Origin of the sequence: Corallococcus sp. BB11-1 (genome assembly GCF_026626625.1) — a bacterium.
GTDB classification, from domain to species: Bacteria; Myxococcota; Myxococcia; order Myxococcales; family Myxococcaceae; genus Corallococcus; species Corallococcus soli.
The window spans coordinates 710,062-736,768 of the sequence record NZ_JAPNJY010000001.1; the positions used below are offsets into that span (position 1 = coordinate 710,062).

Genomic DNA, 26,707 nt, shown 5'->3' on the forward strand with positions numbered 1-26,707 from the left:
CCGCCTGGATGCTTGGAGCGCGGGGGGCGTGCACAGCTTTGGCGGACACGGAGGCTGCCCACCGCATGAAAGCGCTTCAGGAGACGGGACCGTTCGCCGGCTATGACTCGGAGCACCACCCGCTGGGCTCCTACGCGGCGCTCATCGGGACGTTCGGCACGTCGATGCTCGGCTTCCTGGGATGGATGAGCGCATCAGGGCGGGGGCTGCCTGAACGCCTGGGGTGGAGGGACCTGGCGCTGTTCGGTGTCGCCACGCACGCGGTGTCGCGGCTGGTGGCACTGGACAAGGTGACGGCCCCGCTGCGCGCGCCCTTCGTTCGTTACGAGTCCGACAGCACCGCGGGCGAGGTGGTGGAGAAGGCGCGAGGAGACGGCCCCCGGCGCGCGCTGGGCGAGCTGCTGGACTGTCCCTTCTGCCTGAGCCCCTGGGTGGCCACGGGCTTCGTGGCCGCGTCCACGGTGCGTCCTCGTGAGACCCGCTTCGTGGCCTCCATCTTCGCGCTCAGCGCCGCGTCCTTCTTCCTGCACCGGGCCTACGAGTGGCTGGGGGAGGGGCTGCACCGCACGCGCGCGCAGGTGAAGTTGCTGGAGAAGCAGCAGGAGCACGCGTCCGCCGTGCAACTGCCGGGCACCGGGCCGCAGGTCGTGGAGTCCGGCCGCGCGCCCATCCCGTCCCCGAGCTGAACCGGACACTCTCCTGGACTCCGGGGAGGGGTCCTGCCGGGGCCCGGGCGGAGCCGGTAGCGTCGGCGTCTTCCAGGAGGCGCCGCGCGCATGAAGGGACCTTCCACCCGGGGATGGCTGGTGCTCGCGGGCGCGCTGTGGCTGGGCGGCATTGGCGCCGGGCTCTTTGTGCTGGCGCGCTACTCCGCCACGCCTGGAATCGCGCAGGCGAAGGTGGCGCGGTGGCCGGAGGCCACGCGGCTGACACGTCAGGCGGGACGGCCCGTGCTGGTGATGCTCGCGCACCCGAAGTGTCCCTGCACGCGGGCCAGCGTGACGGAGCTGGCGGAGCTGATGGCGCACGCGGGCGGACGCGCGGACGCGTTCGTCCTGTTCCTGCGCCCGGAGGGACTGGAGGACGGCTGGGAGCAGGGCGAGCTGTGGCGCGCCGCCGCACGCATCCCCGGGGTCACGGTGCTGCGAGATCCCGGAGGCTTGGAGGCGAAGCACTTCGGCGCGACGACCTCCGGGCACGTGGTGCTCTATGGCGCGGATGGCCTCCTGCGCTTCAGCGGTGGCATCACCGTGGCGCGCGGCCACGAGGGGGAGAGTCCGGGACGCATGGCGCTGGAGCGCGTGCTGCGTGAAGGCGGCGAGGGCGGCGACACGCCCGTCTATGGCTGCGCGTTGGAGGACCCTCCGGCGTCCGCGAGCCGCTGACGCGCGCGGATGTCCTGCGGAGGTCGGAACCCGGCGCGGCGCTGTTCCGCGCTGGACGTCCGGGGTGGAGGGCTGTTGGCGCGGTGGGACGTGTGGGGTTGGCTCCGCGGGTCTTCGTCCGCTCCACCCTTCGCTTCACGGGGAACCCGCCATGTCGCTCGACCACTACGTCACCCTGGGCCGCTCCGGCCTGCGCGTCAGTCCCTTCTGCCTGGGAGCCATGACGTTCGGCGAGGACCTGGGGTGGGGCAGCAGCGTGCAGACGTCCAACGCCATCATGGACCGCTTCATCGAGCGGGGCGGCAACTTCATCGACACGGCGAACGTGTACACGTTCGGCCACTCGGAGAAGATCATCGGGGACCACCTGGGCAAGGACCCCGCCAAGCGCGACCGGGTGGTCATCGCCACCAAGTTCTTCGGCAACCTCTTCGACAGGGATCCAAACGGCGGCGGCGCGGGCCGCAAGTCCGTGATGGCCGCGTGCGAGGAGTCGCTGCGCCGGCTCCAGACGGACTACATCGACCTGTACTGGATGCACGCCTGGGACGCGCACACGCCCATCGAGGAGACGATGCGCGCGCTGGACGACCTCGTGCGCTCAGGGAAGGTCCGCTACGTGGGCTTCTCCGACACGCCGGCCTGGAAGGTGGCGCAGGCGCAGGTGACGGCGACCTTCCGGGGCTGGGCGCCGCTGGTGGCGCTGCAGATTGAATACTCGCTGCTGGAGCGCACGGTGGAGGGGGAGCTCATCCCCATGGCGCGGGAGCTGGGGCTGGGCGTGACGCCGTGGTCGCCGCTGCGCAGCGGGGCGCTCAGCGGCAAGTACACGCGCCAGAACGCGGGCAAGCAGAAGGCGGACCGCGGCGCGTGGGCGGAGAGCTCGCTCAACGAGAAGACCTACGCCCTCATCGACCTGCTGGAGCGCGTGGCGAAGGAGCAGGCCTCGACGGTGGCGCGCGTGGCGCTGGCCTGGGTGCAGAACCGTCCCGGCGTGGCGTCCACCATCCTGGGCGCTCGCACGCTGGAGCAGCTGGACAACAACCTGGGCGCGCTGGACCTGAAGCTCACGCCCGACCAGGTGAAGGCGCTGGATGAGCTCTCCAAGCCCACGCTCGATTTCCCGTCGGCCTTCCTGCAGAACGCCCCGTCCTTCATGCACCCGGGGCTGCGCGTGAACGGCGTCCAGGCGCCACCGAGCAGCCTGAAGCCCAAGTCGGGCACCGCCCCGAGCTACTGATCCGGAGGGCGGAAACCCGGGCCCCTTCGGCACAGGGGCCCACACCGTGGAGTGTGGGGCCGTACGTTTCTGCCCGTGCCAACGGGAAAACGGCGGCTGGAACGTTCACGACACGACGCTCGCGGTAGCGCGAACGGGGGCCGTTCCTAGTATCGGCCCCCTGGCAGTCGGGTGGGTGGGTGGTCTGGCGCGGTACGGGCGGCGGGAGGGTGGCGTGAGCGAGCTTCTGACGGGTGATGGGCTGTTGCGTGCGCAGGGTGTTGGCACCCCGGTTTCCTCGGGCGGTGCGGGCCTCTCCCACGACTCCGAAGCCTTCGACGCGGAGCTGGATGCGTGCCTGGATCGCGCGCTCTTCTCCGGTCCTTCTCAAGACACCGACGACGTGCAGGAAGTCGCCGCGACCGGCTCCATGCGCACGCTGCTCGACCTGGCCTCCACGGAGGAGTCCTGGTTGCAGTCGCTGCCGCCGCCCTCCAACGACGACACGGAGCCCGCGCTCACGCTGTCGGACGAGGCCGCCAACGTCGTCATCCCGGAGTGGCTGCGCGCCGAGGCGTCGCCGTCCACGCCGACGTTCGCCCACGCCCTGCACGACGTCTCATGCGGAGGGGTGACGTCGTGGGACGCCGCGCCCCCGCCGAGCGCCTGGGCCGCGCCGGGCTCTCCGGCCGCAGCCTATTCGCCGCAGCCGTGGGTGCCCTACGAAGCGCCGGCCCCGGAGGCTCCGCCGCCGGCCATCGCGGACGTGTCCACGCGCATCCTGGGGATGAACCCCCTCTCCTTCGTCAGCGCGGTGGCGATGGGCGCGCTCGCCGCGGGCCTCCTGGTCGTCGCGGCCGTGCGCCTGACGCAGCCCCAGTCCACCGAGCAGGGCACGGCGTCCTTCGAGCAGTCCACGGGCCCGCGGTACGCCACGGGCACGCAGGCCGCCACGGGTTCGCAGAACGTCATCGGCGCTGCGGGCATCGCGGGGACCCCGGGTTCGCGGAACGCCACGGGCACTCCGGGCGTGCAGGGCTTCCAGGGCGTGACCTCTTCGCAGTCCGCGACGCCGGGCTGGCAGGCGTCGGGTGACTTCCAGCAGGCCGCCGCGTCCGTCGCGAACACGGTGGGCGCGTCCGCGCTGACGGAGGCGCAGCGTGCCGCGCAATCCCTCACGCCGAACACGCCCGGGCTCACGGGCCCGGCGAACGTGGGCCTCACCACCGGCCTGAACACGCTGGCCCCGGACGCCCGGCCGTCCACGGCGGTGGCCCCGGTGACGAAGAAGAAGGCGCCCGTCGCGGCGCGCGCGGCGACGCTCGAATCCCCGGAGGACACGGGCGAGGTGCAGGAGCTGTCCTTCGGCCGGGAGATCACCCCCGAGGAGATCGAGCAGGCCCGCCTGGCCGCCGCCGCCGCGGAGGCCGAGGAGGCCGCGCCGCCGGGCTCGGAGTTCGACCAGGACTTCGCGCGGGAGATGGGCTTCACCGAGGAGGCGGACGCCGCCCAGGCGCAGGCGTCGGAGCAGGCCCCGGAGAAGACCGTCTACATCCCGCCGGCCCCGAGCGCCGCTGGCCCCGAGCGCCTGTCCCCTTCGGACGTGAGCAGCGTGGTCCTCACGAACCAGCCGGACATCGCCACCTGCGTCCAGAGCTTCAAGGCCGGCACCGCCCTGGAGAACGGCGGCCGCTTCCAGGTGCGCTGGTCGGTGGACACCTCCGGCAGCGTGTCCGGCGTGGCCATGGAGACGGACTCCCTGCGCGGCACGCCGCTCGCCGGCTGCGTCGAGGACCGGGTGCGCGGCTGGAAGTTCCCCGTGCACCGCGTGGCCCTGGACGCCCCCGTGCGCTTCCCCTTCGTCTTCTAGGAACGGCCAGCACCGCGGCCCCGGGGCGCTTATCCTCTCCCGGGTCATGACGAAGCGCGCGCCCCCCTCCGTGGAGCATCCAGACCCGACGGAGGTGCACCTGTGCTACCGCTGCCTGGTGCGGCTGCCGGTGGAGGCGGGTGGGGCGGACCTGCCGCGCCGCGTGCGCGAGGCCCTGAAGACGCACGGCCTCGCGAACCGCACCCAGCTCATCCCCGCGTCCTGCCTGGGGCACTGCCCCACGGGGCTCGTCACCACGCTCGTCGTCCCCGACGCCACGGCGAAGGGGACGCACGCGAAGCTCATCGACCCGGTGGCGGACGGCGAGGACCTGGCGCAGCACCTGAAGCAGGTCCTCGCGAAAGCCGGGCGGCCTTGAGCAGGGCCTCCATCATGGGCACGCAGCTCGCGGTGCCCGTGCCGGCAATCGCATAGGCGGTGCCGTGGTCCGGCGATGTGCGCGGCACCGGCAGGCCCAGCGTCACGTTCACCGTGCGCTCGAAGTCCAGCGCCTTGGCCGGGATGAGCCCCTGGTCGTGGTACATGGCCAGCACCACGTCGTACTTCGCGCCCACCTCGTCGGGCCGGGCGAAAAGGCCGTCCGCGGGGATGGGCCCGTGCGCATCCACCTTCCGGGCGCGCGCGCGGCGGATGGCGGGACCAATCACCTCCACCTCCTCGCGCCCCAGCATCCCGCCCTCGCCCGCGTGGGGGTTGAGCCCCAGCACGGCGATGCGCGGCTTGCGGCCCACCACCGGCTCCAGGCTGCGCGACAGCAGCTGGAGCTGCGCCACCAGCTTCTCCACCGTCAGCAGCGTCGGCAGCGCGGAGATGGGCACGTGGTTCGTCGCCAGCGCGATGCGCACGCGCGGCCCGTCCATCATCATCAACACGTCCACGCCGAACGCGTCCGCCAGCACCTCCGTGTGGCCCATGAAGGGGATGCCCGCGCGGGAGATCTCCTCCTTCGACACCGGCGCGGTGCACAGCGCGTCCACCGTGCCCGCGCGCATCGCGTCGATGGCGGCCCGCACGTACGCGTACTGCGCCCGGCCTCCCTCGCGCGACGGCTTGCCTGGCACGCGGTGCTTCGGCGCCAGCCGCGTCACCTCCACCACCGCCGGCCCCGTCGTGCGCCCCAGGTCCTCCAGGGCCACGCGCGGGAAGCGGCGCAAGAGGGGGAAGCCCTCCAGCGTGGGCCCGTCCCCGAACACCACCGGCACCAGCGCGCGGCGCACCTGGGGGCGGGCCAGCGCCAGGGCCGTCACCTCCGGCCCGATGCCCGACACGTCCCCCAGCGAGATGCCCACGCGAGGCAGCGCGGGCGTCGTGGCCACCGGGGCGCGCTTCACATCTTCACTTCGACGTTGGCCTTGGAGCGCAGCTCCTGGACGTACTGCTCCAGGAACTTCTCCGTCTTCTCGGAGAGGAGCTTGGTCTCCAGCTTGGGCTTCATCTCGTCGTAGGAGGCCACCGCGACGTTGCGGCGCTCCTCCACCTTCAGGATGTGCCAGCCGAAGTTGGTGCGGATGGGCTCGCTCACCTCGCCCTCCTTGAGGTTGAAGGCGGCCTTCTCGAACGCGGGCACCATCACGCCGCGCTTGAAGTAGCCCAGGTCGCCGCCGTCCGCCGCGCTGGGGCCCTCGCTGCGGGCGCGCGCCAGGGCGGAGAAGTCCATGCCCTCACGGCGCGCCTCCTTCGCGATGCCCTCCGCCTTCTGCTTCGCGGCGGCCACCTGCTCGGCCGTGGCCTTGGCGTCCACCTGCACCAGGATGTGGCGGGCGTGCACCTCCACGTCCTCGCTCTCCAGGCGCGTGTACTGCGTGTACGCGGCCTTCAGGTCCTCCTCGGTGACCTTCACCTTGGGGCCCACCTTCATGCGCAGCAGCTTGTCGCGCACCACGCGCTTGCGCAGCATGTCCTTGTAGCTGGCGAGCGTGTAGCCCTCGTTCACGAGCATCTGCTCGAACTGCTTCATGTCGGAGATGTTGTTCTGCTTGAGCACGTCCTGCACCAGCTCCTCGACCTCCGCGTCGGTGGTGGTGATGCCCAGCTGCTGCACCTCGGACTCCATCAGCTTCTCGCCGATGAGCGTGTCCAGCGCGCTCTTCATGAGCTGCGCGCGGGCCTCGGCGCGCTTGCGCGAGTCCACCTCCGCGTTGACGCGCTGGAGCTCCGGCGCGGCCCGCAGCTGCACCTCCGACAGCGCGATGACGTCGCGGTTCACCACCGCCGCCACCTTGTCCACCAGCTCCGCGCGCGCGCGCGTGCCGCCCGCCAGGAGCATCACCGCCGCCAGGAACGCCACCAGGTTCTTCATCGCAACGACCCTCTCCACGAAACCCCGGGATGGCCAACCGGCAGGCCCCCGGAAAAGTCCTTCACTTCGCCGCCTGCGGCGCCGGCCGCCCGCGGATGGTCTGCAGCGTGGCCTCGTTCACCACCACCTGGGCCTTCTCGTGCAGCTCCTTCTCGAAGGCCTCCTGCGCCTGCGCCCGCTTGGTCTCCAGCAGGCGGGCCTCCACCTTGGAGCGGACCTCCACCAGCTCCCGCTTCCTCGCCGCCCTGCGCTCCAGCACCTTGAACAGGTGGTAGCCGTACTCCGTGGACACCACGTCCGAAACCTGCCCCACCCCCAGCTTGAATACCACCTCGTCGAAGGCGGGCGGCATCTGTCCCCGGGGGAAGAAGCCCAGGTCCCCGCCCACCTTGGCGTCCGCGCTGAGCGAATAGCGCCGCGCCAGGTCGGAGAACTTCTTGCCGGACTTGAGCTGCACCTGGAGCCTTCGCGCCTCGTCCAGGCCCTTCACCACCATCTGCGCCGCGTGGACCTCCTCCGGCTCCTGGAAGTCCGCCTCGTGCGCCGCGTAGTACGCGCGCAGCTCCTCCTCCGTCACCGCCACGCGCGAATAGACGTGGTGGGTGAAGAGCTTCTCGATGGTGAGCCGGCTCGCCTCGCGCGCGCGCAGCTCCGCCATGGACAGCTGCCCCTGGGCCAGCACCTCGTTGAAGTTGCCGGCCGGGTAGTCGCCCGACAGCCGCAGCACGCCTCGGTCCACCTCTTCGGGCGTCACCGCGATGTTGTTCTGCTTGGCCGCCTGGAGCAGCAGCATCCGCTTCACCAGCGTGTCCACGAGCGCGCGCTTGAAGGGCTCCACCTCCTCCGGCGTGGGCTCGGGCCCCTCCGTGGTGGCCAGCTCCCGGCCCAGCTCCTGCTCGAAGTCCGCCCGGCTCAGGGACTCGCCGTTCACGGTCGCGACCACCGTGGGGTCCGGGCCCTCCTGCGTCGGCGGGCGGCAACCGGACGTGCCCAGCACCCCCGCTGCGAAGACCAGGGCGGCGGACCAGGACAGCAGGGAGGCGCGGAGGGAAGCAGGGCGCATGCGCGGGGGCCTCAGGGGAGACAGCGGGGGACCTTCCACGGTGGTGTCGGGCCGCCGTGCTTTCAAGCGGGACGTCACGGCCGGGATGGGAAGCGGACGGATGGGCCCATGGGACGGCCTCCCGGGTAGCACGGCGTCGGGGCCCGGACAACCCGAGCCCCCGTCCGCGCCCGGGGCCGCTAGAGCCGGGTGCCGTGGGTGGTGAGGAAGGCCTCCACCTGGGGGAAGATTTCGTCCGGCGCCTTGCGGCCCAGCACCAGGTCCGCGTGGCCGTAGTCCTCCGCGAAGCCGTGGCCGCGCCCGGCGACCAGCATCTTCACCGGCCCGCCCAGGTGCTCCTTCGCCCGGGCCACCGCCAGCGGCGGCGCGAGCAGGTCCCGGCTCCCGGCGATCAGCAGGAAGGGGATGCGCACCCCGGCGAGCGGCTCGCGGTAGTCGTACCCGCCGTCGTAGGAGGTGAACTTGTTGGAGACGATCCACCGGGCGAACTGCCGCCCCACGCCCCCCGCGATGTCCGCCGGCACGTTGGCCAGCGCCCAGCGCACCACCTGCGGATCCATGTTCTCCGCCAGCATCATGTAGCGGGTGAGCGGCCCCGGCGGCGCCCCGAAGAAGGCGATGCTGGTGACGCGGCGGGTGGGGATGACCTTCAGCTTGAGCAGGGGCTCCACCCGCTGGACGAAGGCGCGCAGCCCCGGCTGCACCGCGAAGGTGAAGGGCGCGCCCAGGGCCACCGCCGCCTTCACCGGCGCCTGGGGGTTCTTCGCCAGGTGGGCATAGAGCATCAGACCGCCCTTGGAGTGGCCCACCCAGAGGACCTGCTGGGCACCCGTGGACATCACCGTGCGCAAAGCGGTTCTCACGTCGTGTTCCGCCTGATCATCAAAATTCCAGTCGGCGCACGCCCCGGCCAGCCCCCGGCCGCGCAGCTCGATGACCCAGGTCTCGAACCCCGCCCGCGCCAGGTAGCGCGCCAGGCTGTACTGCTCGTTGAAGTCCATGTGGAAGCGGTTGGCCCCCAGCCCATGGCACAGCACGACGGGCTCCGCGTACCGGCGCTCCCCCCGGGGGTGGTAGCGCCCCAGCGCGATGGAGGCCCCGTCGTCCGTGGGCACCCGGTAGAGCTCATCCGGCTTGAAGCTCAGTGTCAGCAACCCCTCCTTGCCGCGCTCGACTGCTCGCGTGAAGAGGTCCGCCATCCGGCTCAACCGGGGTGCCGCTGCCTGTCGTGGTGTCACGTCTTCAGTCTACGCCCGACCCCGGGCCAATGCCGCCGTGTCGCACAGGGACTTTCATGGGACGGCAGGGCAGTTGCAGGAGGTACGAGGTATTCGCTGGGAGGTCGTAGAAATGCGGCAGGGCCGGGGATTCAAGGAAGCGTTGTCGTCCTTCATTGCCACAGTTTTTCCCACAGACACCCTCCTGGGTGCCTTGAAGGTGATGGAGAGGCACCGGGTGAGCCTCGTCGGGGTGGTGGGGACGGGAGGAGGGTTGGTGGGGGTGGTCCATGAGACGCAGCTGTTGGCCGCCTGGAGGGCGGATCCGCTGGCGCAGGTGTCGGACGTGATGGCGCGCGTGCGCAAGACGCAGGTCCGGAGCAATGGCCGGCGGCGCATCCACCTGGCGCGCCTGGCCGCCCGTCCGCCGGGGAGGCAGAAGCTTTTCTGAAAGGGCAGGGCGTTCCGGGCGGAATAGAGTGGGGGCGCCGTGTCAGAAGCCGCCCCCGCCGCCTGGACCGTGTACATGCTGCGCTGTCGCGACGGCACGCTCTACACGGGCGCCACCAACAACCTGGAGCGCCGGCTGGCCACGCATGGTCGGGGCAAGGGCGCCGCCTATACACGGGCCCGGTTGCCGGTGACGCTGGTGTGGAGCGAGCCCGCCGAGGACCGCGGCGCCGCCCTGCGCCGCGAGGCCGCCATCAAGCGGCTCACCCGCGCGGACAAGCTGCGGCTCTTCGCGCGGCGTCCCGGACGGCGCTAACGCGCATCCCCCCGGAATCTTGGCCGGATGGATTTAATTCGTGGGGCGGGATGCGGGCTGCGCGACAGTCCGCGCGGCGTCCGCGGTTGTTTCATCCTGGAGTGATGATCCGCCTGGGTCGCCGGGGCGGGTGTACGGGAGGGCGGAGCCCGAATTAGGGTGGGGCCATTCCTCGCAGGGAGAAGTCCATGCTCCGGTCACGCTCTGCCGTGTTCGTCTTGCTTGCTTTGGGATGGGGGGTCTTGGGGTGCTACGCGCCCAACCACCAGCCCGTCATCACCGCGGGGCCCCGGCCCCTGGGTTCGCCGTCGACGCCGGGGGGCCTGAAGTTCGAGGAGGGGACGGAGATCCAGCTCCAACTGGAGGTGACCGACAAGGACGAGGATGAAATCTTCTTCCTCTGGTCGCAGGTGCCCCCGAATCCGGCCGGCGCGTTCAGCAGCACCACGGTGGCCACGCCCACCTGGACGGTGCCGCCGCCCCCGGAGAACCCGAAGCAGGCCATCTACCTCACCGTGGAGGTGAAGGACGGCAACGGCGGCGTGCTGCTGGGCAAGTCGCCGGACATCTACGTCATCCCCAAGCAGTAGGCGCCGGGGATGACGCTCGCGGCCCCTACCCGGCGACGGTCGCGGGAGGGGGCGGTGAGCCGGGCCGCTGCTTCGAGCGGCTCCGGGCGCGCACGGCGACGAGGATGGCCGCCACCAGGCCCACGCCCGAGCCGATGGCCGCGCCCATGAGCTGCGAATGCATGAGCGACGCGGTCACGCTGCGCACCACCTCCGGCAGGTTGCACATGGTCTGCGCGGCGAGCGGCGTGCTGTTGTTCCACTCGATGTACGAGGGGGCGGTCAGCGACGCGATGAGGGTGCCCAGCAGTGTGCCGGCCAGGATGAAGATGAGGAATGTCTTGAACAGGGCCATGGGAGGGACCTCCTCGGCGGGTGGGCGGCGGGCCGTCCTTAGTATGCGTCCGTCCGCCGCGAAAGGGGCGAAGGCATGCTAAGGGAGGGGGCGTGCCGCTCCTGCCACTCGCCATCCTGTTCGGGGTCGTCTCGCTCGTGTGCGCGGTCACCCTGTTGAACCACGCCTTCCGCCGCAGCGTGGGCACGGGGGTGATGGTGTTGCTCATCCCCTGCTACATGCTCGTGTACGCCTTCAGCCAGTTCGAGCACCCGCGCAAGAACCTCATCGTCGCCGGCTTCGTGGCCAGCACGGTGCTGACGGCGGTGTTCCTGGGCATGGGAGTCCACGGCATCGCCGCGGTGGCGGCGCGCACCCCGCCCCCGGGCTTCTAGCGTGGCCCCGGCCTCCGTCCTCCTGCCGGATGCCCGCTGTGGTCAGCATCCGGACGTGACGGCGGTGGCCCTCTGCGCGCGCTGCGGCGGCTTCCTGTGCGGCGCGTGCACGGAGGTACTGGAAGAGGCGGCGTACTGCGAGCCGTGCGGCGAACGGCGCTGGCGGGACACGCGGCCGTCGCGCGCGGTGCAGGCGATGCTGGCCGCCAACGTCCTGGGGCTCCTGTTCCTCTCCGCGCCGGTGACGCAGCTGTCGTGGACGACGCAGCCCGGGCGCATGAGCGGGGTCGCCGCCACGCTGCTGCAGCTGGGCGCGTCGCTGGCGGCGGGGGTGGGCGGCACCGCCCTGGCCACGTGGAAGCTGCGGCACCCCGCGGAGCCCGGGGTGTTCCTGCGCGGGGGCGGGCTGACGCTCGGCCTGCGCATCGTGGCCGCGCTGAACCTGCTGGGCGTGGCGCTGTGGGCCGCGCTCGCCGGCTTCCTGCTGTTCGTCTGAGCCCGGACGTCCTTGGCCGGCCCGGTCGCGCGCGTCACACGCCGCGCGCGTTGGGGTCCCACATGTACTTGTGCATCTGGAGCTGGAAGCGCACGGGGAGCCGGTCCTCGATGATCCACTCCGCCAGCTCGCGCGGGTGGAGCTTGTCGAAGATGGTGGAGAACAGGACGCCGTAGGGCCGGGAGCCCAGCGCGTGCTCGGTGATGAGCGCGCGGGACCACTCGTAGTCCTCGCGCGAACCGATGACGAACTTGAGCTCGTCGTTGGCGTTCATCGACGCGAAGTTGCGGTAGTCATTGCGGTCGCACTCGCCCGACGACGGCGTCTTCATGTCCACGATCTTGTGGACGGCCGGGGGCACGAGCCGCACGTCGATGGCGCCGCTCGTCTCCAGGAGCACCTTGAGGCCCGCGTCCAGCAGCGACTCCATCAGCGGGTACACGCCGGGCTGGAGCAGGGGCTCTCCGCCCGTCACCTCCACCGCGGGCGTGTTGAGCGCCAGGATCTGCGTGACGACGTCCGCGTTCTTCATGCGGTTGCCGCCGTGGAAGGCGAACTCGCTGTCGCAGTACGAGCAGCGCAGGTGGCAGCCCGTGAGGCGGATGAAGGCGCAGAGCAGGCCGGCGTGGGAGGACTCCCCCTGGAGGGAGAGGTAGATTTCCTTCACCACCACGGAGTCGGCGGTGGGGACGCGGCGGGGCTCGATGTGCGGTCGTGCGGCGGGCATGGCTTGTGGGGATGGAGGGGCGCATCAAGCGCACCCGGGGGCCGTGGGTCAAGCCCGGTGCTCCATCCCGGGACGAACGCACCCCGGGGGGCGGGGAATTCCGGGCCGGCCGCCTGCTCCCGGGCGCGGCTAGGACGTGGGCCGGCGGGCCTTCACCCGGTCGATGAAGGTGTCGATGAGGTGCCGGGCGATGCTCAGCCGGGGCGGGATGCGCGGCAGGTCGTCCACGTCGAACCACCGGGCCTCGGCGATCTCCTTGCCGTCCACGGTGACGTCGCCGCCCGCGTACTCGGCCATGAAGCCCACCATCAGCGACCGGCCGAAGGGCCACGGCTGGCTGCCGAAGTAGGTGAGGTCCTTCAGGTCCACGCCCACCTCCTCCTTCACCTCGCGCAGGACGGTCTCCTCCAGGGACTCGCCGGGGTCCACGAAGCCGGCCACGGTGCTGAAGAACGGCTCCGGGAAGGACGCGTTGCGCGCCAGCAGCATCTGGTCGCCCCGGGTGATGAGGACGATGACCGCCGGGGAGATGCGCGGGTAGAAGGGCGTGTGGTCCACGGGGCAGCGACGCGCGCGCTCGCCCGCGACGAGCTGCGTGGGGGTGCCGCACTTGCCGCAGAAGCGGTGGCTCACGTCCCACTCCGCGATGGACAGCGCGCGGCCCGCCACGGCGAACGTGGCCTCATCCACCTGCTTGTAGAGCGAGCGGGCGGGGACGAACTTCAGCCCCTCCGGCGGCGTGAAGTCCCCGGCCAGCGCCACGGCGTAGCAGTCCGTGTCATCGAGCACGCCCAGGAAGTGGGCGCTGGCGGCGGGCTCCGGCAGGTCCGCGCCCCGGGGCAGGGCGAGGTGGCCGTCGTGGTCGGACACGAGCAGGTCCATGCCGCGCGCGAGGAACAGGAGGGCGGTGTCGCGCGAGCGGGCGGGCGTGTCGTACCCGGGCTGGAAGCGTTTCAGGGAGCTCACGGGGCCACCTTAACGAACGGCGCGGCGGGGCGCCGCGCGCTATGCTCCTGGCCGCTCGTCATCGAGCCAGGAACCCGGCGCCCCGGGCCCCCGGGCTCGGCTCCCGGGAGTCACGCGTGAATGCCCTCATCCTGCGTCTGGTCTGCGCCCTGCTCTTCGCGGGCATGGTGCTGGGCGTGGTGGCCCGTCCCCCCAAGGACCTCACGCAGGGCCTGGGCATGATGCTGCCGGCGACGATGCTGCTGGGCGTGGCGCTGAAGGGGCCCAAGGGCCGCTCGCGCCTGCCGCCCAAGAAGCGCGCCCCGCCCGCGCCGCCGGTGTCCGGTGGGACGCCCGGCGTCTGAGGGCATCCCTCGCGCGTCGGGCGTGGGACGTCAGAAGGTGTTCAGCAACTGCACGTCGAAGACGAGCACGGCGTTGCTGGGGATGGCGGGCGGCGAACCCTCGCTGCCGTAGCCCATGTCGGAGGGGATGACGAGCTTGCGCTTGCCGCCCACGCGCATGCCGGAGACGCCTTCGACCCAGCCGTCGATGACGCGGCCCTTGGCGAGGACGAGGGAGATGGGCGTGCCGCGAGGGATGCTGCTGTCGAACAGCGTGCCATCCGGAAGCCACCCGGAGTAGTGCACCTGGACGACCTTGCCGGGGGAGGCCTCCGCGCCGTCGCCGACCGTCAGGTCCTGCGTGTACAGCCCGGAGTCGCTCTTGTTCATCGCGGCCAGGTCCACGCCCAGCGCGTCGGCATATGTCTCCTTGGCGGGGTCCCCGGAGGAGTCACCACAGCCCGCGAGGGCCAGCACGGCACACAGAAGAAGGGGTCGAATCATGGCCCGCAGCCTGCCCGGCGCACGCGCCCCGCGAAAGGGGGAAGGGACAGGAGGCCTGCCCGCCCGGAGGGCGCTTCTGGGGGAAGCAGCCGCGCACGGGGCTCGTGGTCTGGACCTGACGCGGGAGCCTCAGAGGTCGCGCTGCATGTTCCGGTGGGGCACGCCCACCTCGACGTAGGGCTCGCCGTACACCGAGTAGCCCAGGCGCTCGTAGAAGGGGACCACCTGCGCGCGGGCGTGCAGGTGCACGTGGCGGAAGCGGCGCTGGCGCAGCTCGTCCTCCAGCGCGCGCACCAGCCGGGCCCCCAGGCCCTGGCCCTGGAGCGAGGGCGCCACCGCCATCTGGAAGAGCCGGCCGCCGTGCGCGTCCTCCGGGTGGAACAGCACGCAGCCGGTGACGGTGTCGCCCGCGTGGGCCACCAGGTGGAGGCTCGCGTCCTCGAAGGGGAACTTCACGTCCGCGCGCGTGAAGCCCAGCGGTTCGCGCAGCACGCGGAAGCGCAGCTCCAGCTCCCCGTCATACAGCGGGTGTCCGGGGTGGATGAAGGCGAGCAAGGTGTCGTCGGCCATGGCGTGCGAGGCGGTCAGAAGCTGCCGGTGAGCTGGAGGTTGAAGGTGCGGCCGTACTGGGGCACGGGGCCGGCGGACACGTCCTCGCCCACGACGAAGGCGTAGCGGGTGTCCAGCAGGTTGTTCACGCCGGCGAAGTAGCGCAGCCGGCCGTAGTCGCCGGACACGCCGAAGCCCAGCAGCAGGGCCTCGCCGCTGTCGGCGCCGGAGATGTTGTCCACGCGCGAGCTCTGGTACGTGGCCTGGGTGGCGATGCGCATGTCGCCGTTGCCCACGGGCAGCAGGAAGCGCCCGGAGGCCAGGTGCGCGGGCTTGGCCTGCACCACGTCCTGCGAGGCATTGCGCAGCGTCACGTAGGAATAGCTCAGGTCCACCAGCAGCCAGCGGCCCGGCTGCCAGTGCAGCCCGGCCTCCGCGCCCCACGCCAGCGTCTCCCCGGAGCTGTTCGCGTACACGAGGCACTGGGTGGGCGCGCCGTCGGGACCGCAGCGGGGCGTGGGCGCGGTCTCGGTGTTGAGCGTGATGAGCTGGGAGATGCGGTTGTGGTAGCCGGCGACCGTCAGGCGCAGCTCCTGCGTGAGGTCGTGCGAGTGCTCCACCTCGAAGGTGGTGATGGTCTCCGGGAGCAGCTGTTCGGCGGGGCGCTGGGTGAGGAGGTTGTCCTGGTAGAACAGCTCGTAGACGTTGGGGGCGCGGAAGGCGCGGCCGATGACGAGCTTCGTGAGGCCCTTGTCATAGGGCCGGCCGATGACGGCCAGCCTCGGGGTGAGCGGCAGCGTGTCCAGGTCGGTGTACTTGTCCACGCGGAAGCCCAGCGACAGGCTCAGGCGCGGGTGCAGGCGCCACTCGTCCAGCGCGTACACGGACACCAGGGAGCGCGTGCGCGTGCCCAGGGGCTCTTCCACGGAGGGGCCCACGCTCTTCTGATCCACGCGCAGCTGGTGCTGGCCCTCCACGCCGAAGGTGAGGCGGTTGGCGTCGAACAGGCCCACCAGCACGCGCGCCTCGGCGGTGAGCCAGTCCGCGGCGCCGGAGTCGGTGTTCGTCTGGTCACCGCCGTAGTTGAAGTGGCCCTCGTAGCGGCTCAGGTCCACCGCGCCGCGCAGGGACAGGTTGATGCGCTCGGAGAGGACGCGCTCGTACTTCGCCTCGGCGAAGCCGCGCACGTCCTGCACGCGGGTGCCCTGCGCGCCCACCTGGGTGCCATAGGGCGCGGTGGGCACGTCCTTGGTGCGCCCATGCAGCTGGGCCACCAGGGACAGGTTGCCGATGCGCGCGCGCAGCGACCCGGTGCCGGCCTTCTCGCCGTCCAGGCCGGTGACGATGGGGCCTGGGTCGCCCAGGCGGGTGGTGTCCGCGCCCCGGGCGTTCATGCCCGCGAGGCTGAAGAGGATGGAGCGGTTGGGGTCCTCCCACGACGTGGTGGCGTGCACGAGCGTGGAGCCCATCGCGCCCACGGCCCCGGTGATCTCCAGGCGTCGGTCCAGGCCCAGCGACTCGCGGGGCACGACGTTGATGACGCCGAAGAAGGCGCCCGTGCCGTACAGGGCGCTGCCGGGGCCGCGCACGACTTCAATGCGCTCCACCTCCTCCAGGTCCACGCTCAGGTCGTGGGCGGCATAGCCCTGGCCGGCCCACACGTCGTTCATCGCGTGGCCGTCCCAGAGGATGAGGATGCGCGTGTTGAGGTCGCCCGGCGGGGAGAAGCCGCGCACGCCCAGGTACGTGTACGTCCGGTCATCGGTGAGGAAGAAGCCGCGCACGCCGGCCAGGGCCTCGGCGAGGGTGCGCCAGCCGAAGGCGCGCAGCTCCTCCGGCGTGAGCACGGTGGTGGAGGCGGGGGCCTCGTCCACGGACAGCAGGCTCTTGGACGCCGCGCGCACCGGGGGCGGCTCGTAGCGCAGGGTGGCGTGGACCTTCACCTCCTGGTCGGGGATGACGGTGACCTTCTGGCGCATGGGGCGCACATCGCGGCTCTCCACCTCCAGCACGTGTTCGCCCTCCGGGAGGGTGACGACGGTGGGGGTGAAGCCCGCGGGGCGGCCGTCCACGCGCACGGTGGCGCCGTCGTGGTTGGCGGTGACGACGACGCGGCCGGTGGGGCGCGTCTGGGCGCTCAGGGTGACGACGAGCGGCAGGGTGCCCTCGGCGGGCACGTCGAGGACGTACTGCCCGGGCGCGTGGCCCGGGGCGCGCACGTGGAGCACGCGCTGGCCCGGGGACAGGCGCAGCTTCGCGGGGATGCGGCCCAGCAGGGGGCCCGTCGGCGAGTCACGCAGCTCGGCGCCCGCGGGGGTGCCGGTGACGTCCACGATGCCGGTGATGAGGCCCAGGTCCAGGTCGACGGGCGTCTCGCGACCCTTGGTGACGGTGACGATGGCCTCGGTGGGGCGGTAGCCGTCCTTGCGCACGAGGACCTTGTGGCGACCCGGCGTGAGCGCGAGCGTCTGGGGCGAGCGGCCCCGGCTGCCCAGGTCGGTGCGGTCCACGAACACGTCCGCGCCCCGGGGGTTGGTGGTGACGCGCACCAGGGCGACCTTGGGGCGCAGGCGCTCCAGGGAGCGGGACACCTCGGCGGCGTCCTCGGTGGGCAGGTCCTCGCCGAGCAGGTCGTTGTAGTAGCGGTACGCCTCGTTGAACTTGCCCAGGGCCTCGAAGCAGCGGGCGATGTTGAAGAGGACGTTGCGGTTGGGGACCAGCCGGTAGCTGGTGAAGTACGAGCGCAGCGCTTCGGTGTAGTTCCCGTGGGAGTAGGCGTCGTTGCCCAGCTCGAAGGCGATGTCCGCCTCATCCGCCGTGTTGTCCGCCAGGGCGGGACCGGTGGTGAGGAGCAGCAGTGAGAGCAGCCACGGGCCGAGGGAGGACACACGCATGGTGACGTCCTGCATTCTCCCCCCGATGACATGTCAGGTCCATGACAGTGGCCTGCCTGGAGGCGGATTCGAGGGATGGGCGCCGGAGGCAGGGGGCACCTCCGGCGTGGGTCAGCGGGCGAGCGCCGTCGCCAGCCGGACGGCGGCGGCCTCGAGCTCCTCCGGGGCACGGTGTTCGGAGGGGGCCGCGTCGAAGGCGCCCCGACCCCGCAGGTGCGGTGGTGTGTCCGCGAAGCGGGGCACGAGGTGCAGGTGGAAGTGCAGCAGCACGTCGCCAATGGCGAAGGCGTAGACGTGCTCCGCCCCGAGCACCTCGCGCTGGGCGCGCATCACCCGGGCGGCGAAAGGCCCCAGCTCCCGCGAGGGGGTCTCCTCCAGGTCGTACCAGCCGCGCACGTGCCGCTCGCTGGTCAGCACCACCCAGCCGGGGACGGGGCTGGGCGAGGCCACGGCGTGGAGGACGAAACCGGGGGCGCGCGCCAGGACGCCACCGGTGGTGCGGGTGTCTCCCCGCACGATGGCGCAACCCAGGCAGGGGTGGTTGACGTCTGACATGGCGTGTCATCCTACGGAGGGGCTGGGTCGAAATCCCCCCACCTTGACGCAGTGGCCTCGGCTCGGGGAGTGTCCGATATCCGCCCTTTCTTGACAGCTGGGGCGTGAAAATTCCGTCAAAAATTCAAGGTGGGGACGATGAAGAAGCATTTGGTGATGGCCGTATTGCCGCTGCTGGCTTGGGGGTGCGGCGACTCGACCGACGCGGACAATGATGGTGTCGCGGACGGAATTCGCGATCCGAACAACGTGTCGGTGGTGGTGCCTTCGACGCCGAAGGGGACTGTTTCTGGCCAGGTGCTGGGAACGAACCTCCAGGGGCTCGCGGACGTCACGGTGGCGATGACGATCGGCAGCCAGGCGGCGGGCAAGTCGGCGACGACGGACGCCAACGGCAACTTCGTGATGACGGACGTGCCGGCGGCGGCGCAGGTGTTGCTGACGTTCAGCAAGCCGGGCTACGCGACGCTGCGCGCGACGTCCACGGTGCCGGCCGAGGCGGGCACGGTGCCCATCAACAACGGCAACGCCAGCTTCGGTCCCATCACCCTGGCGCAGCTGAACAGCTCGCTGTCCTTCCAGGTGGTGACGCCGGACGGCCGCCCGGCCGCGGGCGCGAAGGGCACGCTGGAAGTGGACCGTGCGGGCTCCATCATCCTGAGCAACTACGAGACGGGCACCTCCGTGGTGAGCCGGGTCTACGTGGAGGCCACGGCGGACGCCCAGGGCGTGCTGACGTTCAACGGCGTGCCCTCCGGGACGGAGCTGGCGCGGCTGAACGGCAGCTACAACCTGTGGGTGTCCCCGCTGGACGCCAACGGCGACGGCGCCCCGGAGACGGGCGGCTTCGTGATGAGCTACTCGGGTGCCTCCATCGTGACCTCGAGCGTCGCGCGCGTCGTGAACCTGCCGTACTCGAAGCCGGGCAACCCTGCGGCGCTTGCCATTGAAAGCAGCAGCGTGCCCAGCATGAAGGCCAATCCGGAGCTGGATCCTCTTCGGAACCTGGTCCGCCCGGGCGAGCCGGTCTACGTGTATTTCAACCAGCCGGTGCAGCCGGGCTCGTTGCTCGTGCGTCTGACGGATGAGTACGCGAAGGAGACGCTGCCGGTGACGGCCACCGTGAACAACGGCGGCTACTCGGCGACCCTCTCTCCGGGCTCGGGCATCGTCCAGGAGGGCAAGGAGTACAACGTCATCCTCCGCGCCACTTCCGCTGAAGGTGGCAGCACCATTGATGCGAAGGGTTTCTTCATTGGCGGGTCGCAGTTCAGCGCACCGGCAATCGCCGTTACAACGTCGGCTACGTTCTACGACATCAACAGCAGCGGCTCCCTGGACTCGGGCGAAGTCGTGGCGCTGAACTTCAATCAGCCCATGATGCGCAGCGGCACTCCTGCCTACGTCTTCTTCGAGAACGCTGATCTCAATGCCAGCAGCGCGCTTGGGGTTGGCGAGTGGAATCCCACGAACAAGTCCGCCATTGGATTCCCGCTCCTCGCCTACGAGCCGCAGAGCGCTCCCCTGGAGGGGGGGATGTACGCGGATCCTCGGCCGGCCTTCGCGCCGCGTCTGTCGAACTACAGCTCGCGTTACTACTTCCGGTTCTACTCGTCGGGCACGCCGCTCAAGACGTTTTCGTCTGGCGCCATCGTGCCATTGCAACTGGCGTTCGAATTCCTCCCGAGCCCCAATACGGATGTGTATGAGTCCGTCTGGGGTGTCCCGGTGACCTCGAACATCGCGGTCTCCGTGACGCTGGTCGGGCAGCAGCCTCCGACTTCTCCCTGAGAAGGCTTGTCTGGCGGTCGCCTGTGACGGACATGTAAAGTCAGGCACGCCTTGTCGCCGAGCCTAGAAGACAGAGCGCCCTTGTGAGTCACTCACAAGGGCGCTTGTCTTTATGGGAAGACATGGGTCAAGAGATGAACAAAGGCGTCCCGCGATTGGGATGCTCCATCCGGTACTGGAGACTCCCTTTGTTCACATGGACTCCGGTCCTTCATGGAATGGGTTGGTTGCATTCTTGCTGTGAGAGAACTCCATGACCCTACGCCGGCTCCAATGCTCAGTACTGATGCTGCTTCTGTCGAGCGCCTGTCTCCAGATTCCCGAGTTGGACTCGGATGCGCCTTCGGATGCTGGAAGCCAGGATGAGCGCCCTGTCACGGTGAGTTGGGTGTCGCCAGGTCCTGAGTCCTACACGAACGGCACGCTGCAGGTTCGGATGGAAGTCACCGGCCCGACTCCAGAACGCGTGGAGTTGTTGGTAGATGGAGCGCCGGTCGCTTCACTCCCTGCTTCATATACGTTGGACTGGGACACCGGGGCGACTCCTGAGGGCGTCCATGTGCTTTCAGTGAAAGCTTTCAGGGGTAGTCAGGTTTTTGTAAGCCCAGCGCGTACGGTCACGATTGATCGAACACGCCCGCAGATGGTCTTCCAGGCCCCCGCAACCGGCTCAACCTTGGTTCCCGTAGGGACCGTAATACAGGCGGGGTTTTCCGAACCGCTCCATCCTGAAACCGTGGGGACGCAGTCCATCCAGTTGGTATCGGATGGCGGAGCCCTGGCGGCAGAAGTCCTTCTTTCAGAGGATGGGAAGATACTGACCCTGAAGCCATCAGCTCCATTGCCAGTCAATAGTTCCATCCAGGTCTCCATTGGAGGGGTAATCACGGATCTTGCGGGCAATCGCGTAGAGACGTCCCAAGCGGGTTGGATGTGGCGTGTTCCGGGTTTTCTTCCCGTTGGCGAGCCGCTCACCTCGGAGCCCTCGCACCCCAACATTGAAAACATCTCATTCGGTGTCGGAGCTGATTCGAGACCGATTGTTGCCTGGACTGAGGGGTGGGACGAGCCTTTCAAGGTTCATGTCAAACGCTGGATGGAAAATGCCTGGGAATACATTGGGACGCCGCTGGCTCCAAGTGGGCCCGGAAATGCCCTGCAGAGCAGTCTGAGTATGGGCTTGGACGGGGGGCCTTCGGTGATGTGGCATGAGAACCCGGAGGCCAGTGTCCATCGGTGGGTCGTGCGTCATTGGAATGGACAGGCCTGGGAGCAGTTGGCGCCTGCCGTGACTCCCGTCCTGCCGAACGCTCGTGCCTGGAACTGGCAATGGGGGCAGGGGCCGCAAGGTCATCCGATTCTCGCCACAGAGGAGAAGAATGAGGCCCAGCACCAGGTCGTGGTCCGCCAGTGGAACGGCAGCGCATGGAACCTCATGGGAGCTGCCATTGACCTGCGACAGGGGTCCACCGTCCACTTCCTCCGCATGAAGGTTGATGCCCAAGGCCATCCATTCTTGACGTGGCTTGAGGGGGCGTCAGAGGGAAGTCCGGATGTCGTCTACGCCATGCGCTGGACGGGAGCGGCGTGGCAGAACCTGGCAATCACGCTGACGGAAGCCCCTGCCGCTCTGGCTTTCGATGCAGCTGGGGCACCCTGCGTGGGCACGATGGCGCTTGTTTCGGGCCAACTCCAGGCCATGGTGAAACGGTGGAATGGAAGTGCTTGGGCCAATGTAGGGGACGTGTTCGAACAACTCAGTGAGTCCCAGTACACACAGGTCGGTGCCGTGCAGTTCGACGCTTCTGGGCGGCCCATCGTTGCTCTATATGGTCAGCAAGGGCTGTCGACCGACGCGACGACAATTGTCCAGGTTCGGAGGTTGAACGGGACTCAATGGGAGGATCTCGGTGGGGTGCTCAAGGCGACTCCTGGGATGCTTTCGAAGCGCCAGCCGCTGCTGGGCGTGGCCCCTGACAGCAAGGTATTCGTAGCCTGGACCGAAGAGCCGCCGGGCCCGTCCTCTTCGGGCCCTCGGATCTACGTGTACCGCCTCAACCACTGAATCCCAGTTCCTCCGCGCACCTACACTGTCGTTCACCGTGCTCCCGTCTCACACCGGGCGCCGGCCCCGCCCTTGCGTCCCGTCCAGGGAAATCTTGCGAGAACGGGCACTTTTTCGAGGACGTGTTTAGATTCGTCCCGCCCCTCCCCTACATGCGAGGCCTCTGCTCCATGAAGAACGCGGTCCTGACATCCCCGGAGGGCGAACCGACCGCCAGTGGCGGGCCGGCCCCCGTGAACTCCAAGAAGCGCGTCCTCGTCGTGGATGACTTCGACGATGCCCGCGAGATGTACGCGGAGTACCTGGAATTCTGCGGGTTTGAGGTCGACACCGCCCGCAACGGCCTGGAGGCCGTGGAGAAGGCCCAGGAAGGGGAGCCGGACATCATCCTCATGGACCTGTCCCTGCCCGTCATGGACGGCTGGGAGGCGACGCGGCGCATCAAGCAGGACACGCGCACCCGCGACATCCCGGTGATGGCCCTCACCGGCCATGTGCTCGCCGGCAACGCCGAACATGCCCTGTCCGTGGGCGCGGACGAGTTCGTCGCCAAGCCCTGCCTGCCGCAGGACCTGGAGAACAAGATCCGCAACATGCTCAAACCCAGCAAGGCCAAGCCCCGCTCGGGTCAGGAGTGACCCGAGCCTGGAGCTCGGAGTGTCCACGGGTGGACACCCGGGTCCACGCTCCTGCTGCTGGCCCACCTCTCTCCGGCCCCCGGGTTGACCCCCGGACGCGGGATGCGTAGGCAACCCCGGTGGGCTCTCCCGCCTCGTCCCCTCCATCCGACGCGTGGACTCCTCCGGAGGAGTTCGACGAATACCGCATCGTGCGGCCGCTCGGCCGGGGGCGCACGGGCCGGGTGTACCTGGCGCACGACACGCTCCTGGAGCGCCCCGTCGCGGTGAAGTTCATCCCGTCGCTGGGCTCCAACGCGCTGGCGCGCTTCCTGGTGGAGGCCCGCGCCGCGGCCCGCATCCAGCACCCCAACGTCGTCACCCTGTACCGGGTGGGACAGCTGGAGGACCAGCCGTACCTCATCTCCGAGTTCATCCGGGGCGTCAGCCTGGACCGGCTGGCCCGGCCCGTGTCCTGGGAGCGCGCGCTCGGCATCGGGCGGGACCTGGCGCGGGGCCTGGGGGCCGCCCACCGCCGGGGCGTGCTCCACCGCGACATCAAGCCCGGCAACGCCGTGCTCACCGAGAGCGGCGAGGTGAAGCTGCTCGACTTCGGGCTCGCCAAGCTGCTCGACCGCGCGGAGAGCAGCGAGCCCACCGCCCCGCGCGCGCCCATGCCCCCGCCGGAGCTGCCCGCGGACTGGGACCCCGAAGCGAGCCCCGCCCTGGGGGCCCGGTCGCTGGATGGCGTCTTCCTGCCGTCCCTGCCGCGCGGCTCGCTGGTGGGCACGCCGTACTACATGTCCCCGGAGGCCTGGGCCGGGGAGGAACTCACCGCGCGCAGCGACGTGTACTCGCTGGGCGTCGTGCTCTACGAGCTGTGCGCGGGCCGGGGCCCCTTCCGCGACGTGCCGTGGCGCGAGCTGTCCGAGGCCGTGCGCACCCGCGACGTCCGGCCCCTGGCGGAGGTGGCCTCGTCGGTGGATCCCGGCTTCGCGGCCGCCATCGACAAGTGCCTCAGGCGCGACCCGGCGGAGCGCCACGCGTCCGCCGCGCAGCTGCTCGACGCGCTGGAGGCCCTGACGCGGGACGAGGTGCCCGTCGTCGTCCCGGAGGGCAATCCCTACCGCGGCCTCCAGGCCTTCGAGGCCGAGCACCGCTCGCTCTTCTTCGGCCGCCGCCGCGAGCAGCGCGCCGTGCTGGAGCGGCTCAAGGCGGAGGCCTTCCTGCTGATGACGGGCGACTCCGGCGTCGGCAAGTCGTCGCTGTGCCTCGCGGGCATCCTCCCCGCCGTGTGCGACGGCGCGCTGGAGGACGGCCGGCGCTGGCGCACCGCGCGGCTCGTGCCCGGACGCAGGCCCGTCTCCGCGCTCGCCGTGGCGCTCGCCCCCGTGCTGGAGGTGGACGAGGCGCCCCTGGCGGAGACGCTGCGCCAGGACCCCACGTCGCTCGGCCGCCGGCTCCGCGCGAAGCTGGGCACCCAGGGCGGCCTGCTGCTGTACATGGACCAGTTGGAGGAGCTGGTGACGCTGTCCCCGCCGGAGGAGGCGGCGCTCGCGGGCGCGGCGCTGGGCTCGCTTACAGAAGCGGCCGGCGGGCTGCGCCTGCTGGCCACCGGCCGCAGCGACTTCCTCACCCGCCTCACCGGCGTGCCCGGCCTGGGGCCGGAGGTGCCGCACGCGCTGTACCTGCTGCGCGCGCTCACCTCCGAGGAGACGCGCGAGGCCATCGTCGGCCCCGCGCGCGTGAAGGGCGTGCGCTTCGAATCCGAGGCGGTGGTGGACGCGCTCGTCGCCTCCACGGCGGCCTCCGACGGCGGCCTGCCGCTGCTCCAGTTCGCGCTGGCGGAGCTGTGGGACGCGCGCGACGAGTCCCGGGGCGTGATGGCCCAGGCGGCGCTGGACTCGCTGGGCGGTGTGTCCGGCGCGCTCGCGCGACATGCGGACGCCGCCGTGGCCCGCCTGCTGCCCGACCAGCGCTCGGCGGCGCGCGGGGTGATGCTGCGCCTGGTGACCCAGGACGGCACCCGCGCGCGCAAGACGGACCGCGAGCTCGTGGGCGACGACCCGCGCTACCGCGCCGCGCTGGAGGCCCTGGTGCGCGCGCGCCTGCTCGTCGCCCGTGAAGGGGAGGGCGGCACCGCGTACGAGCTGGCCCACGAGGCGCTCCTCACCGGGTGGACCACGCTGGCCCGCTGGCTGGTGGAGGCAGGCGAGCGCCGCGAGGTGCAGGCCCGGCTGGAGGCCGCCGCCGCGCAGTGGGAGCGCCTGGGCCATGCGCGCGAGTCCCTCTGGGGCCCCCGCCAGCTCGCGGAGACCGGGGTGCTGGAGCCCTCTGAACTCACCCGGCGCGAACAGGCCTTCCTGGAGGCCTCGCGCCGCACCGGCGTGCGCAGCCGGCGCCTGAAGCAGGGCCTGGCGCTGGGCTTCCTCGTGTCCCTGGCCCTGGTGTACCTGGGCCTCCAGTGGCGCGAGCGCCGCATCCTGGACGGGCGCGTGCGCGCCGAACTGGGCGCGGCCACCACGGAGCTGGGCGCCGTGCGCGCTGAACGCGATGCGCTCCGGGCCGAGCGCGCCGAGGCCTTCCGCCTCTACGACACCGGCCACAAGGCGGACGGGGACCGCAACTGGGCGAAGGCCACGGGGCACGCGACCCAGTTGGCCCACCACTTCGACGTCGTGGCGGACCGGCTGGAGCGCGCGCTGGCCCTGGCCCCCGGCCGCGAAGACGTGCGCGACACGCTGGCGGACTTCCTCTACGAGCGCGCCCTGTGGGCCGAAAGCGAGCGCGAGCCCGTGCTGCCCGCGCTCATCCAGCGCATGCGCCTCTACGACAGCGACGGCACCCGCTGGCGGAACTGGAACGCGCCCGCGCGCCTGTCTTTGGACACGGACGCGCCCGGCGCCTCCGTGGAGCTGCGCCCCCTGACCCGCGAGCCCGGCGGCCCGGAGGTCGCGGGCGAGCCCGTGCCTGCCGCCAGCACGGCCCCCTTGAGCGACGTCGCCCTGCCTCCCGGCCCCTACCGGCTCACCGTGCGGGCCCCGGGCCGCGAGGAGGCGGTGCAGCCCCTGCTCCTGCAGCGCGGCGAAGCGCGCCGCGTCGTCCTGCCGCTGCCCCGCGCGGGCGCGCTCCCGGCGGGCTTCGCCTACGTGCCCCCGGGCGAGGTGCGCTTCGGCAGCGCCGCGGAGGCCAGCGTGCGCGACTTCTTCAACGCCGTGCCCCTGCACCCGGTCTCCGTGCCGGGCTTCCTCATCGCCCGCCACGAGACGACGTTCGCGGACTGGCTCGCGTACCTGGAGGCCCTGCCCGCCCAGGAGCGCGCCCGGCGCCAGCCTCGCGTGGGCACGGGCGGCTATGCCGGGGTGCTCGCGCTGGAGCCGGAGGCCGGTGGTTGGAAGCTGCGCTTCCAGCCGGGCGGCGTGCTCTACACCGCGAAGAGCGGCGAGCCCCTGCGCTACGCCCGGCGGATGCTGCGCGCGGAGCAGGACTGGCGGCGCTTCCCGGTGAGCGGCATCTCCTTCACCGACGCGGAGGCCTACGTGGCCTGGCTGTCCACGTCCGGCCGCGTGCCCGGGGCGCGGCTGTGCTCGGAGCTGGAGTGGGAGCGGGCCGCTCGCGGCGTGGACGGCCGCGAGTACCCCCACGGCAACCGGCTGGGCCCGGACGAGGCCAACGTGGACACCACCTACGGCAAGGACCCGGGCGGCTTCGGCCCGGACGTCGTGGGCAGCCACCCCGCGTCCCGCAGCCCCTTCGGCGCGGACGACATGGCGGGCAACGTGTGGGAGTGGGCGCGCTCGTGGCTGGAGCCCGGCCGCCCGGTGGCGCGCGGCGGCAGCTATTCGTTCGCCGTGACGTCCGCGCGCTCCACCAACCGCGAGCTGCCGGAGGCCTCCATGCGCGACGTCGCGGTGGGCCTGCGCGTGTGCGCGGACCTGCCCCCGTCCGCGGTGCCGGGGCAGTGAACACCACCGGACGGTAGAACCCCTGGAGAACGCCGGGGTTCGCCCTCCGGTCTGCTGCAAGTGAAAGCCATTGGACGCTGCAAGTGCCCGGCGGGGCCTTCAGCGGTTGCCGCTCCC

Annotated in this window: 26 protein-coding genes; 15 read left to right on the forward strand and 11 right to left on the reverse strand. The window is 70.9% G+C overall.

Annotation, left to right across the window (positions count from 1 at the left end):
- Window positions 1–65: 65 nt before the first annotated feature.
- From OV207_RS03040 to OV207_RS03060, 5 genes are all read left to right on the forward strand, one after another.
- On the forward strand, window positions 66–686 hold the full coding sequence (locus tag OV207_RS03040; protein ID WP_267552422.1) for a DUF1360 domain-containing protein: 621 nt from the start codon (window positions 66–68) through the stop codon (window positions 684–686).
- A gap of 90 nt (window positions 687–776) precedes the next feature.
- Window positions 777–1,385: a RedB protein gene (locus OV207_RS03045; RefSeq protein ID WP_267552424.1), complete on the forward strand. Its 609-nt coding sequence runs from the start codon at window positions 777–779 to the stop codon at window positions 1,383–1,385.
- Window positions 1,386–1,536: 151 nt separating this feature from the next.
- Window positions 1,537–2,625, forward strand: coding sequence for an aldo/keto reductase (locus tag OV207_RS03050; RefSeq protein ID WP_267552426.1), 1,089 nt, complete (start codon window positions 1,537–1,539; stop codon window positions 2,623–2,625).
- Window positions 2,626–2,839: 214 nt separating this feature from the next.
- On the forward strand, window positions 2,840–4,474 hold the full coding sequence (locus tag OV207_RS03055) for an AgmX/PglI C-terminal domain-containing protein (protein ID WP_267552427.1): 1,635 nt from the start codon (window positions 2,840–2,842) through the stop codon (window positions 4,472–4,474).
- A gap of 46 nt (window positions 4,475–4,520) precedes the next feature.
- Window positions 4,521–4,853, forward strand: coding sequence for a hypothetical protein (locus tag OV207_RS03060; protein WP_193346290.1), 333 nt, complete (start codon window positions 4,521–4,523; stop codon window positions 4,851–4,853).
- On the opposite strand, the gene pdxA is transcribed toward OV207_RS03060, so the two are convergent.
- The 4 genes from pdxA to OV207_RS03080 all read right to left on the reverse strand — a co-directional run bounded on the left by pdxA (window position 4,777) and on the right by OV207_RS03080 (window position 9,056).
- Window positions 4,777–5,826 carry a 4-hydroxythreonine-4-phosphate dehydrogenase PdxA gene (gene pdxA, locus OV207_RS03065; RefSeq protein ID WP_267552431.1) on the reverse strand — a complete coding sequence of 350 codons (1,050 nt, stop codon included), beginning with the start codon at window positions 5,824–5,826 and terminating at the stop codon, window positions 4,777–4,779. The genes OV207_RS03060 and pdxA overlap by 77 nt on opposite strands.
- On the reverse strand, window positions 5,823–6,794 hold the full coding sequence (locus tag OV207_RS03070; protein ID WP_193346291.1) for a peptidylprolyl isomerase: 972 nt from the start codon (window positions 6,792–6,794) through the stop codon (window positions 5,823–5,825). The genes pdxA and OV207_RS03070 overlap by 4 nt, the downstream gene beginning before the upstream one ends.
- A 61-nt stretch (window positions 6,795–6,855) precedes the next feature.
- A complete protein-coding gene (locus OV207_RS03075; protein ID WP_193346292.1) occupies window positions 6,856–7,857 on the reverse strand; it encodes a peptidylprolyl isomerase in 1,002 nt (333 codons plus the stop codon).
- 179 nt (window positions 7,858–8,036) lie between these two features.
- Window positions 8,037–9,056 (reverse strand): alpha/beta fold hydrolase, encoded by a 1,020-nt coding sequence (locus tag OV207_RS03080; protein WP_193346293.1) that lies wholly within the window; start codon window positions 9,054–9,056, stop codon window positions 8,037–8,039.
- Window positions 9,057–9,207: 151 nt separating this feature from the next.
- On the opposite strand from OV207_RS03080, the gene OV207_RS03085 reads away from it, so the two are divergent.
- The 3 genes from OV207_RS03085 to OV207_RS03095 all read left to right on the forward strand — a co-directional run bounded on the left by OV207_RS03085 (window position 9,208) and on the right by OV207_RS03095 (window position 10,430).
- Window positions 9,208–9,525, forward strand: a complete 318-nt coding sequence (locus OV207_RS03085; protein ID WP_267552435.1) for a CBS domain-containing protein — start codon at window positions 9,208–9,210, stop codon at window positions 9,523–9,525.
- Window positions 9,526–9,600: 75 nt separating this feature from the next.
- Window positions 9,601–9,840, forward strand: a complete 240-nt coding sequence (locus OV207_RS03090) for a GIY-YIG nuclease family protein (RefSeq protein WP_120556452.1) — start codon at window positions 9,601–9,603, stop codon at window positions 9,838–9,840.
- 242 nt (window positions 9,841–10,082) lie between these two features.
- A complete protein-coding gene (locus OV207_RS03095) occupies window positions 10,083–10,430 on the forward strand; it encodes a hypothetical protein (protein WP_193346294.1) in 348 nt (115 codons plus the stop codon).
- Between the two features lie 25 nt (window positions 10,431–10,455).
- Here the strand turns inward: OV207_RS03095 and OV207_RS03100 are convergent, their stop codons facing one another.
- Complete coding sequence (locus OV207_RS03100) at window positions 10,456–10,764, reverse strand: hypothetical protein (RefSeq protein WP_193346295.1); 309 nt, start codon at window positions 10,762–10,764, stop codon at window positions 10,456–10,458.
- Window positions 10,765–10,856: 92 nt separating this feature from the next.
- Here OV207_RS03100 and OV207_RS03105 point away from each other — a divergent pair, with 92 nt between their 5' ends.
- Both OV207_RS03105 and OV207_RS03110 read left to right on the forward strand, forming a co-directional pair.
- Complete coding sequence (locus OV207_RS03105) at window positions 10,857–11,138, forward strand: hypothetical protein (protein WP_267552437.1); 282 nt, start codon at window positions 10,857–10,859, stop codon at window positions 11,136–11,138.
- A 1-nt stretch (window position 11,139) separates the two neighbouring features.
- A complete protein-coding gene (locus OV207_RS03110; RefSeq protein ID WP_267552439.1) occupies window positions 11,140–11,634 on the forward strand; it encodes a hypothetical protein in 495 nt (164 codons plus the stop codon).
- A 34-nt stretch (window positions 11,635–11,668) separates the two neighbouring features.
- On the opposite strand, the gene OV207_RS03115 is transcribed toward OV207_RS03110, so the two are convergent.
- Window positions 11,669–12,361 (reverse strand): radical SAM protein, encoded by a 693-nt coding sequence (locus tag OV207_RS03115; RefSeq protein ID WP_267552441.1) that lies wholly within the window; start codon window positions 12,359–12,361, stop codon window positions 11,669–11,671.
- Window positions 12,362–12,490: 129 nt separating this feature from the next.
- Entirely contained in the window at window positions 12,491–13,327 is an 837-nt protein-coding gene (gene nudC / locus OV207_RS03120) for an NAD(+) diphosphatase (protein WP_267552444.1), read from the reverse strand.
- Window positions 13,328–13,443: 116 nt separating this feature from the next.
- On the opposite strand from nudC, the gene OV207_RS03125 reads away from it, so the two are divergent.
- Entirely contained in the window at window positions 13,444–13,671 is a 228-nt protein-coding gene (locus OV207_RS03125; protein ID WP_267552446.1) for a hypothetical protein, read from the forward strand.
- 30 nt (window positions 13,672–13,701) lie between these two features.
- Here OV207_RS03125 and OV207_RS03130 read toward each other — a convergent pair whose 3' ends face one another.
- From OV207_RS03130 to OV207_RS03145, 4 genes are all read right to left on the reverse strand, one after another.
- Window positions 13,702–14,154 (reverse strand): FKBP-type peptidyl-prolyl cis-trans isomerase, encoded by a 453-nt coding sequence (locus OV207_RS03130; RefSeq protein ID WP_267552448.1) that lies wholly within the window; start codon window positions 14,152–14,154, stop codon window positions 13,702–13,704.
- Between the two features lie 129 nt (window positions 14,155–14,283).
- Window positions 14,284–14,724, reverse strand: coding sequence for a GNAT family N-acetyltransferase (locus OV207_RS03135; protein ID WP_267552449.1), 441 nt, complete (start codon window positions 14,722–14,724; stop codon window positions 14,284–14,286).
- Window positions 14,725–14,738: 14 nt separating this feature from the next.
- A complete protein-coding gene (locus OV207_RS03140; RefSeq protein ID WP_267552451.1) occupies window positions 14,739–17,597 on the reverse strand; it encodes a TonB-dependent receptor domain-containing protein in 2,859 nt (952 codons plus the stop codon).
- 111 nt (window positions 17,598–17,708) lie between these two features.
- Window positions 17,709–18,152 (reverse strand): HIT family protein, encoded by a 444-nt coding sequence (locus tag OV207_RS03145; RefSeq protein WP_267552453.1) that lies wholly within the window; start codon window positions 18,150–18,152, stop codon window positions 17,709–17,711.
- 138 nt (window positions 18,153–18,290) lie between these two features.
- On the opposite strand from OV207_RS03145, the gene OV207_RS03150 reads away from it, so the two are divergent.
- The 4 genes from OV207_RS03150 (at window position 18,291) to OV207_RS03165 (ending at window position 26,590) form a co-directional block, all read left to right on the forward strand.
- Entirely contained in the window at window positions 18,291–19,943 is a 1,653-nt protein-coding gene (locus tag OV207_RS03150) for a carboxypeptidase-like regulatory domain-containing protein (RefSeq protein WP_267552456.1), read from the forward strand.
- 286 nt (window positions 19,944–20,229) lie between these two features.
- Window positions 20,230–22,008 carry an Ig-like domain-containing protein gene (locus OV207_RS03155; protein ID WP_267552457.1) on the forward strand — a complete coding sequence of 593 codons (1,779 nt, stop codon included), beginning with the start codon at window positions 20,230–20,232 and terminating at the stop codon, window positions 22,006–22,008.
- A 170-nt stretch (window positions 22,009–22,178) separates the two neighbouring features.
- The gene (locus OV207_RS03160) at window positions 22,179–22,646 is read left to right on the forward strand and encodes a response regulator (protein WP_193346307.1); all 468 of its coding nucleotides are present in this window, start codon (window positions 22,179–22,181) and stop codon (window positions 22,644–22,646) included.
- 119 nt (window positions 22,647–22,765) lie between these two features.
- On the forward strand, window positions 22,766–26,590 hold the full coding sequence (locus OV207_RS03165) for a protein kinase domain-containing protein (protein WP_267552459.1): 3,825 nt from the start codon (window positions 22,766–22,768) through the stop codon (window positions 26,588–26,590).
- The last annotated feature ends 117 nt before the right edge of the window (window positions 26,591–26,707 follow it).

What these genes read in the sequence shown, in the direction of transcription:
- OV207_RS03100 (WP_193346295.1), bottom strand. Translation starts at nt 10,764, where the DNA reads ATGGCCCTGTTCAAGACATTCCTCATCTTCATCCTGGCCGGCACACTG.
- OV207_RS03045 (WP_267552424.1), top strand. Translation starts at nt 777, where the DNA reads ATGAAGGGACCTTCCACCCGGGGATGGCTGGTGCTCGCGGGCGCGCTG.
- OV207_RS03115 (WP_267552441.1), bottom strand. Translation starts at nt 12,361, where the DNA reads ATGCCCGCCGCACGACCGCACATCGAGCCCCGCCGCGTCCCCACCGCC.
- OV207_RS03040 (WP_267552422.1), top strand. Translation starts at nt 66, where the DNA reads ATGAAAGCGCTTCAGGAGACGGGACCGTTCGCCGGCTATGACTCGGAG.
- OV207_RS03070 (WP_193346291.1), bottom strand. Translation starts at nt 6,794, where the DNA reads ATGAAGAACCTGGTGGCGTTCCTGGCGGCGGTGATGCTCCTGGCGGGC.
- OV207_RS03080 (WP_193346293.1), bottom strand. Translation starts at nt 9,056, where the DNA reads ATGGCGGACCTCTTCACGCGAGCAGTCGAGCGCGGCAAGGAGGGGTTG.
- OV207_RS03160 (WP_193346307.1), top strand. Translation starts at nt 22,179, where the DNA reads ATGAAGAACGCGGTCCTGACATCCCCGGAGGGCGAACCGACCGCCAGT.
- OV207_RS03130 (WP_267552448.1), bottom strand. Translation starts at nt 14,154, where the DNA reads ATGATTCGACCCCTTCTTCTGTGTGCCGTGCTGGCCCTCGCGGGCTGT.
- OV207_RS03145 (WP_267552453.1), bottom strand. Translation starts at nt 18,152, where the DNA reads ATGTCAGACGTCAACCACCCCTGCCTGGGTTGCGCCATCGTGCGGGGA.
- OV207_RS03090 (WP_120556452.1), top strand. Translation starts at nt 9,601, where the DNA reads ATGCTGCGCTGTCGCGACGGCACGCTCTACACGGGCGCCACCAACAAC.
- OV207_RS03075 (WP_193346292.1), bottom strand. Translation starts at nt 7,857, where the DNA reads ATGCGCCCTGCTTCCCTCCGCGCCTCCCTGCTGTCCTGGTCCGCCGCC.
- OV207_RS03085 (WP_267552435.1), top strand. Translation starts at nt 9,208, where the DNA reads ATGCGGCAGGGCCGGGGATTCAAGGAAGCGTTGTCGTCCTTCATTGCC.
- OV207_RS03155 (WP_267552457.1), top strand. Translation starts at nt 20,230, where the DNA reads ATGCTGCTTCTGTCGAGCGCCTGTCTCCAGATTCCCGAGTTGGACTCG.
- OV207_RS03140 (WP_267552451.1), bottom strand. Translation starts at nt 17,597, where the DNA reads ATGCGTGTGTCCTCCCTCGGCCCGTGGCTGCTCTCACTGCTGCTCCTC.
- OV207_RS03135 (WP_267552449.1), bottom strand. Translation starts at nt 14,724, where the DNA reads ATGGCCGACGACACCTTGCTCGCCTTCATCCACCCCGGACACCCGCTG.
- OV207_RS03060 (WP_193346290.1), top strand. Translation starts at nt 4,521, where the DNA reads ATGACGAAGCGCGCGCCCCCCTCCGTGGAGCATCCAGACCCGACGGAG.
- OV207_RS03150 (WP_267552456.1), top strand. Translation starts at nt 18,291, where the DNA reads ATGAAGAAGCATTTGGTGATGGCCGTATTGCCGCTGCTGGCTTGGGGG.
- OV207_RS03050 (WP_267552426.1), top strand. Translation starts at nt 1,537, where the DNA reads ATGTCGCTCGACCACTACGTCACCCTGGGCCGCTCCGGCCTGCGCGTC.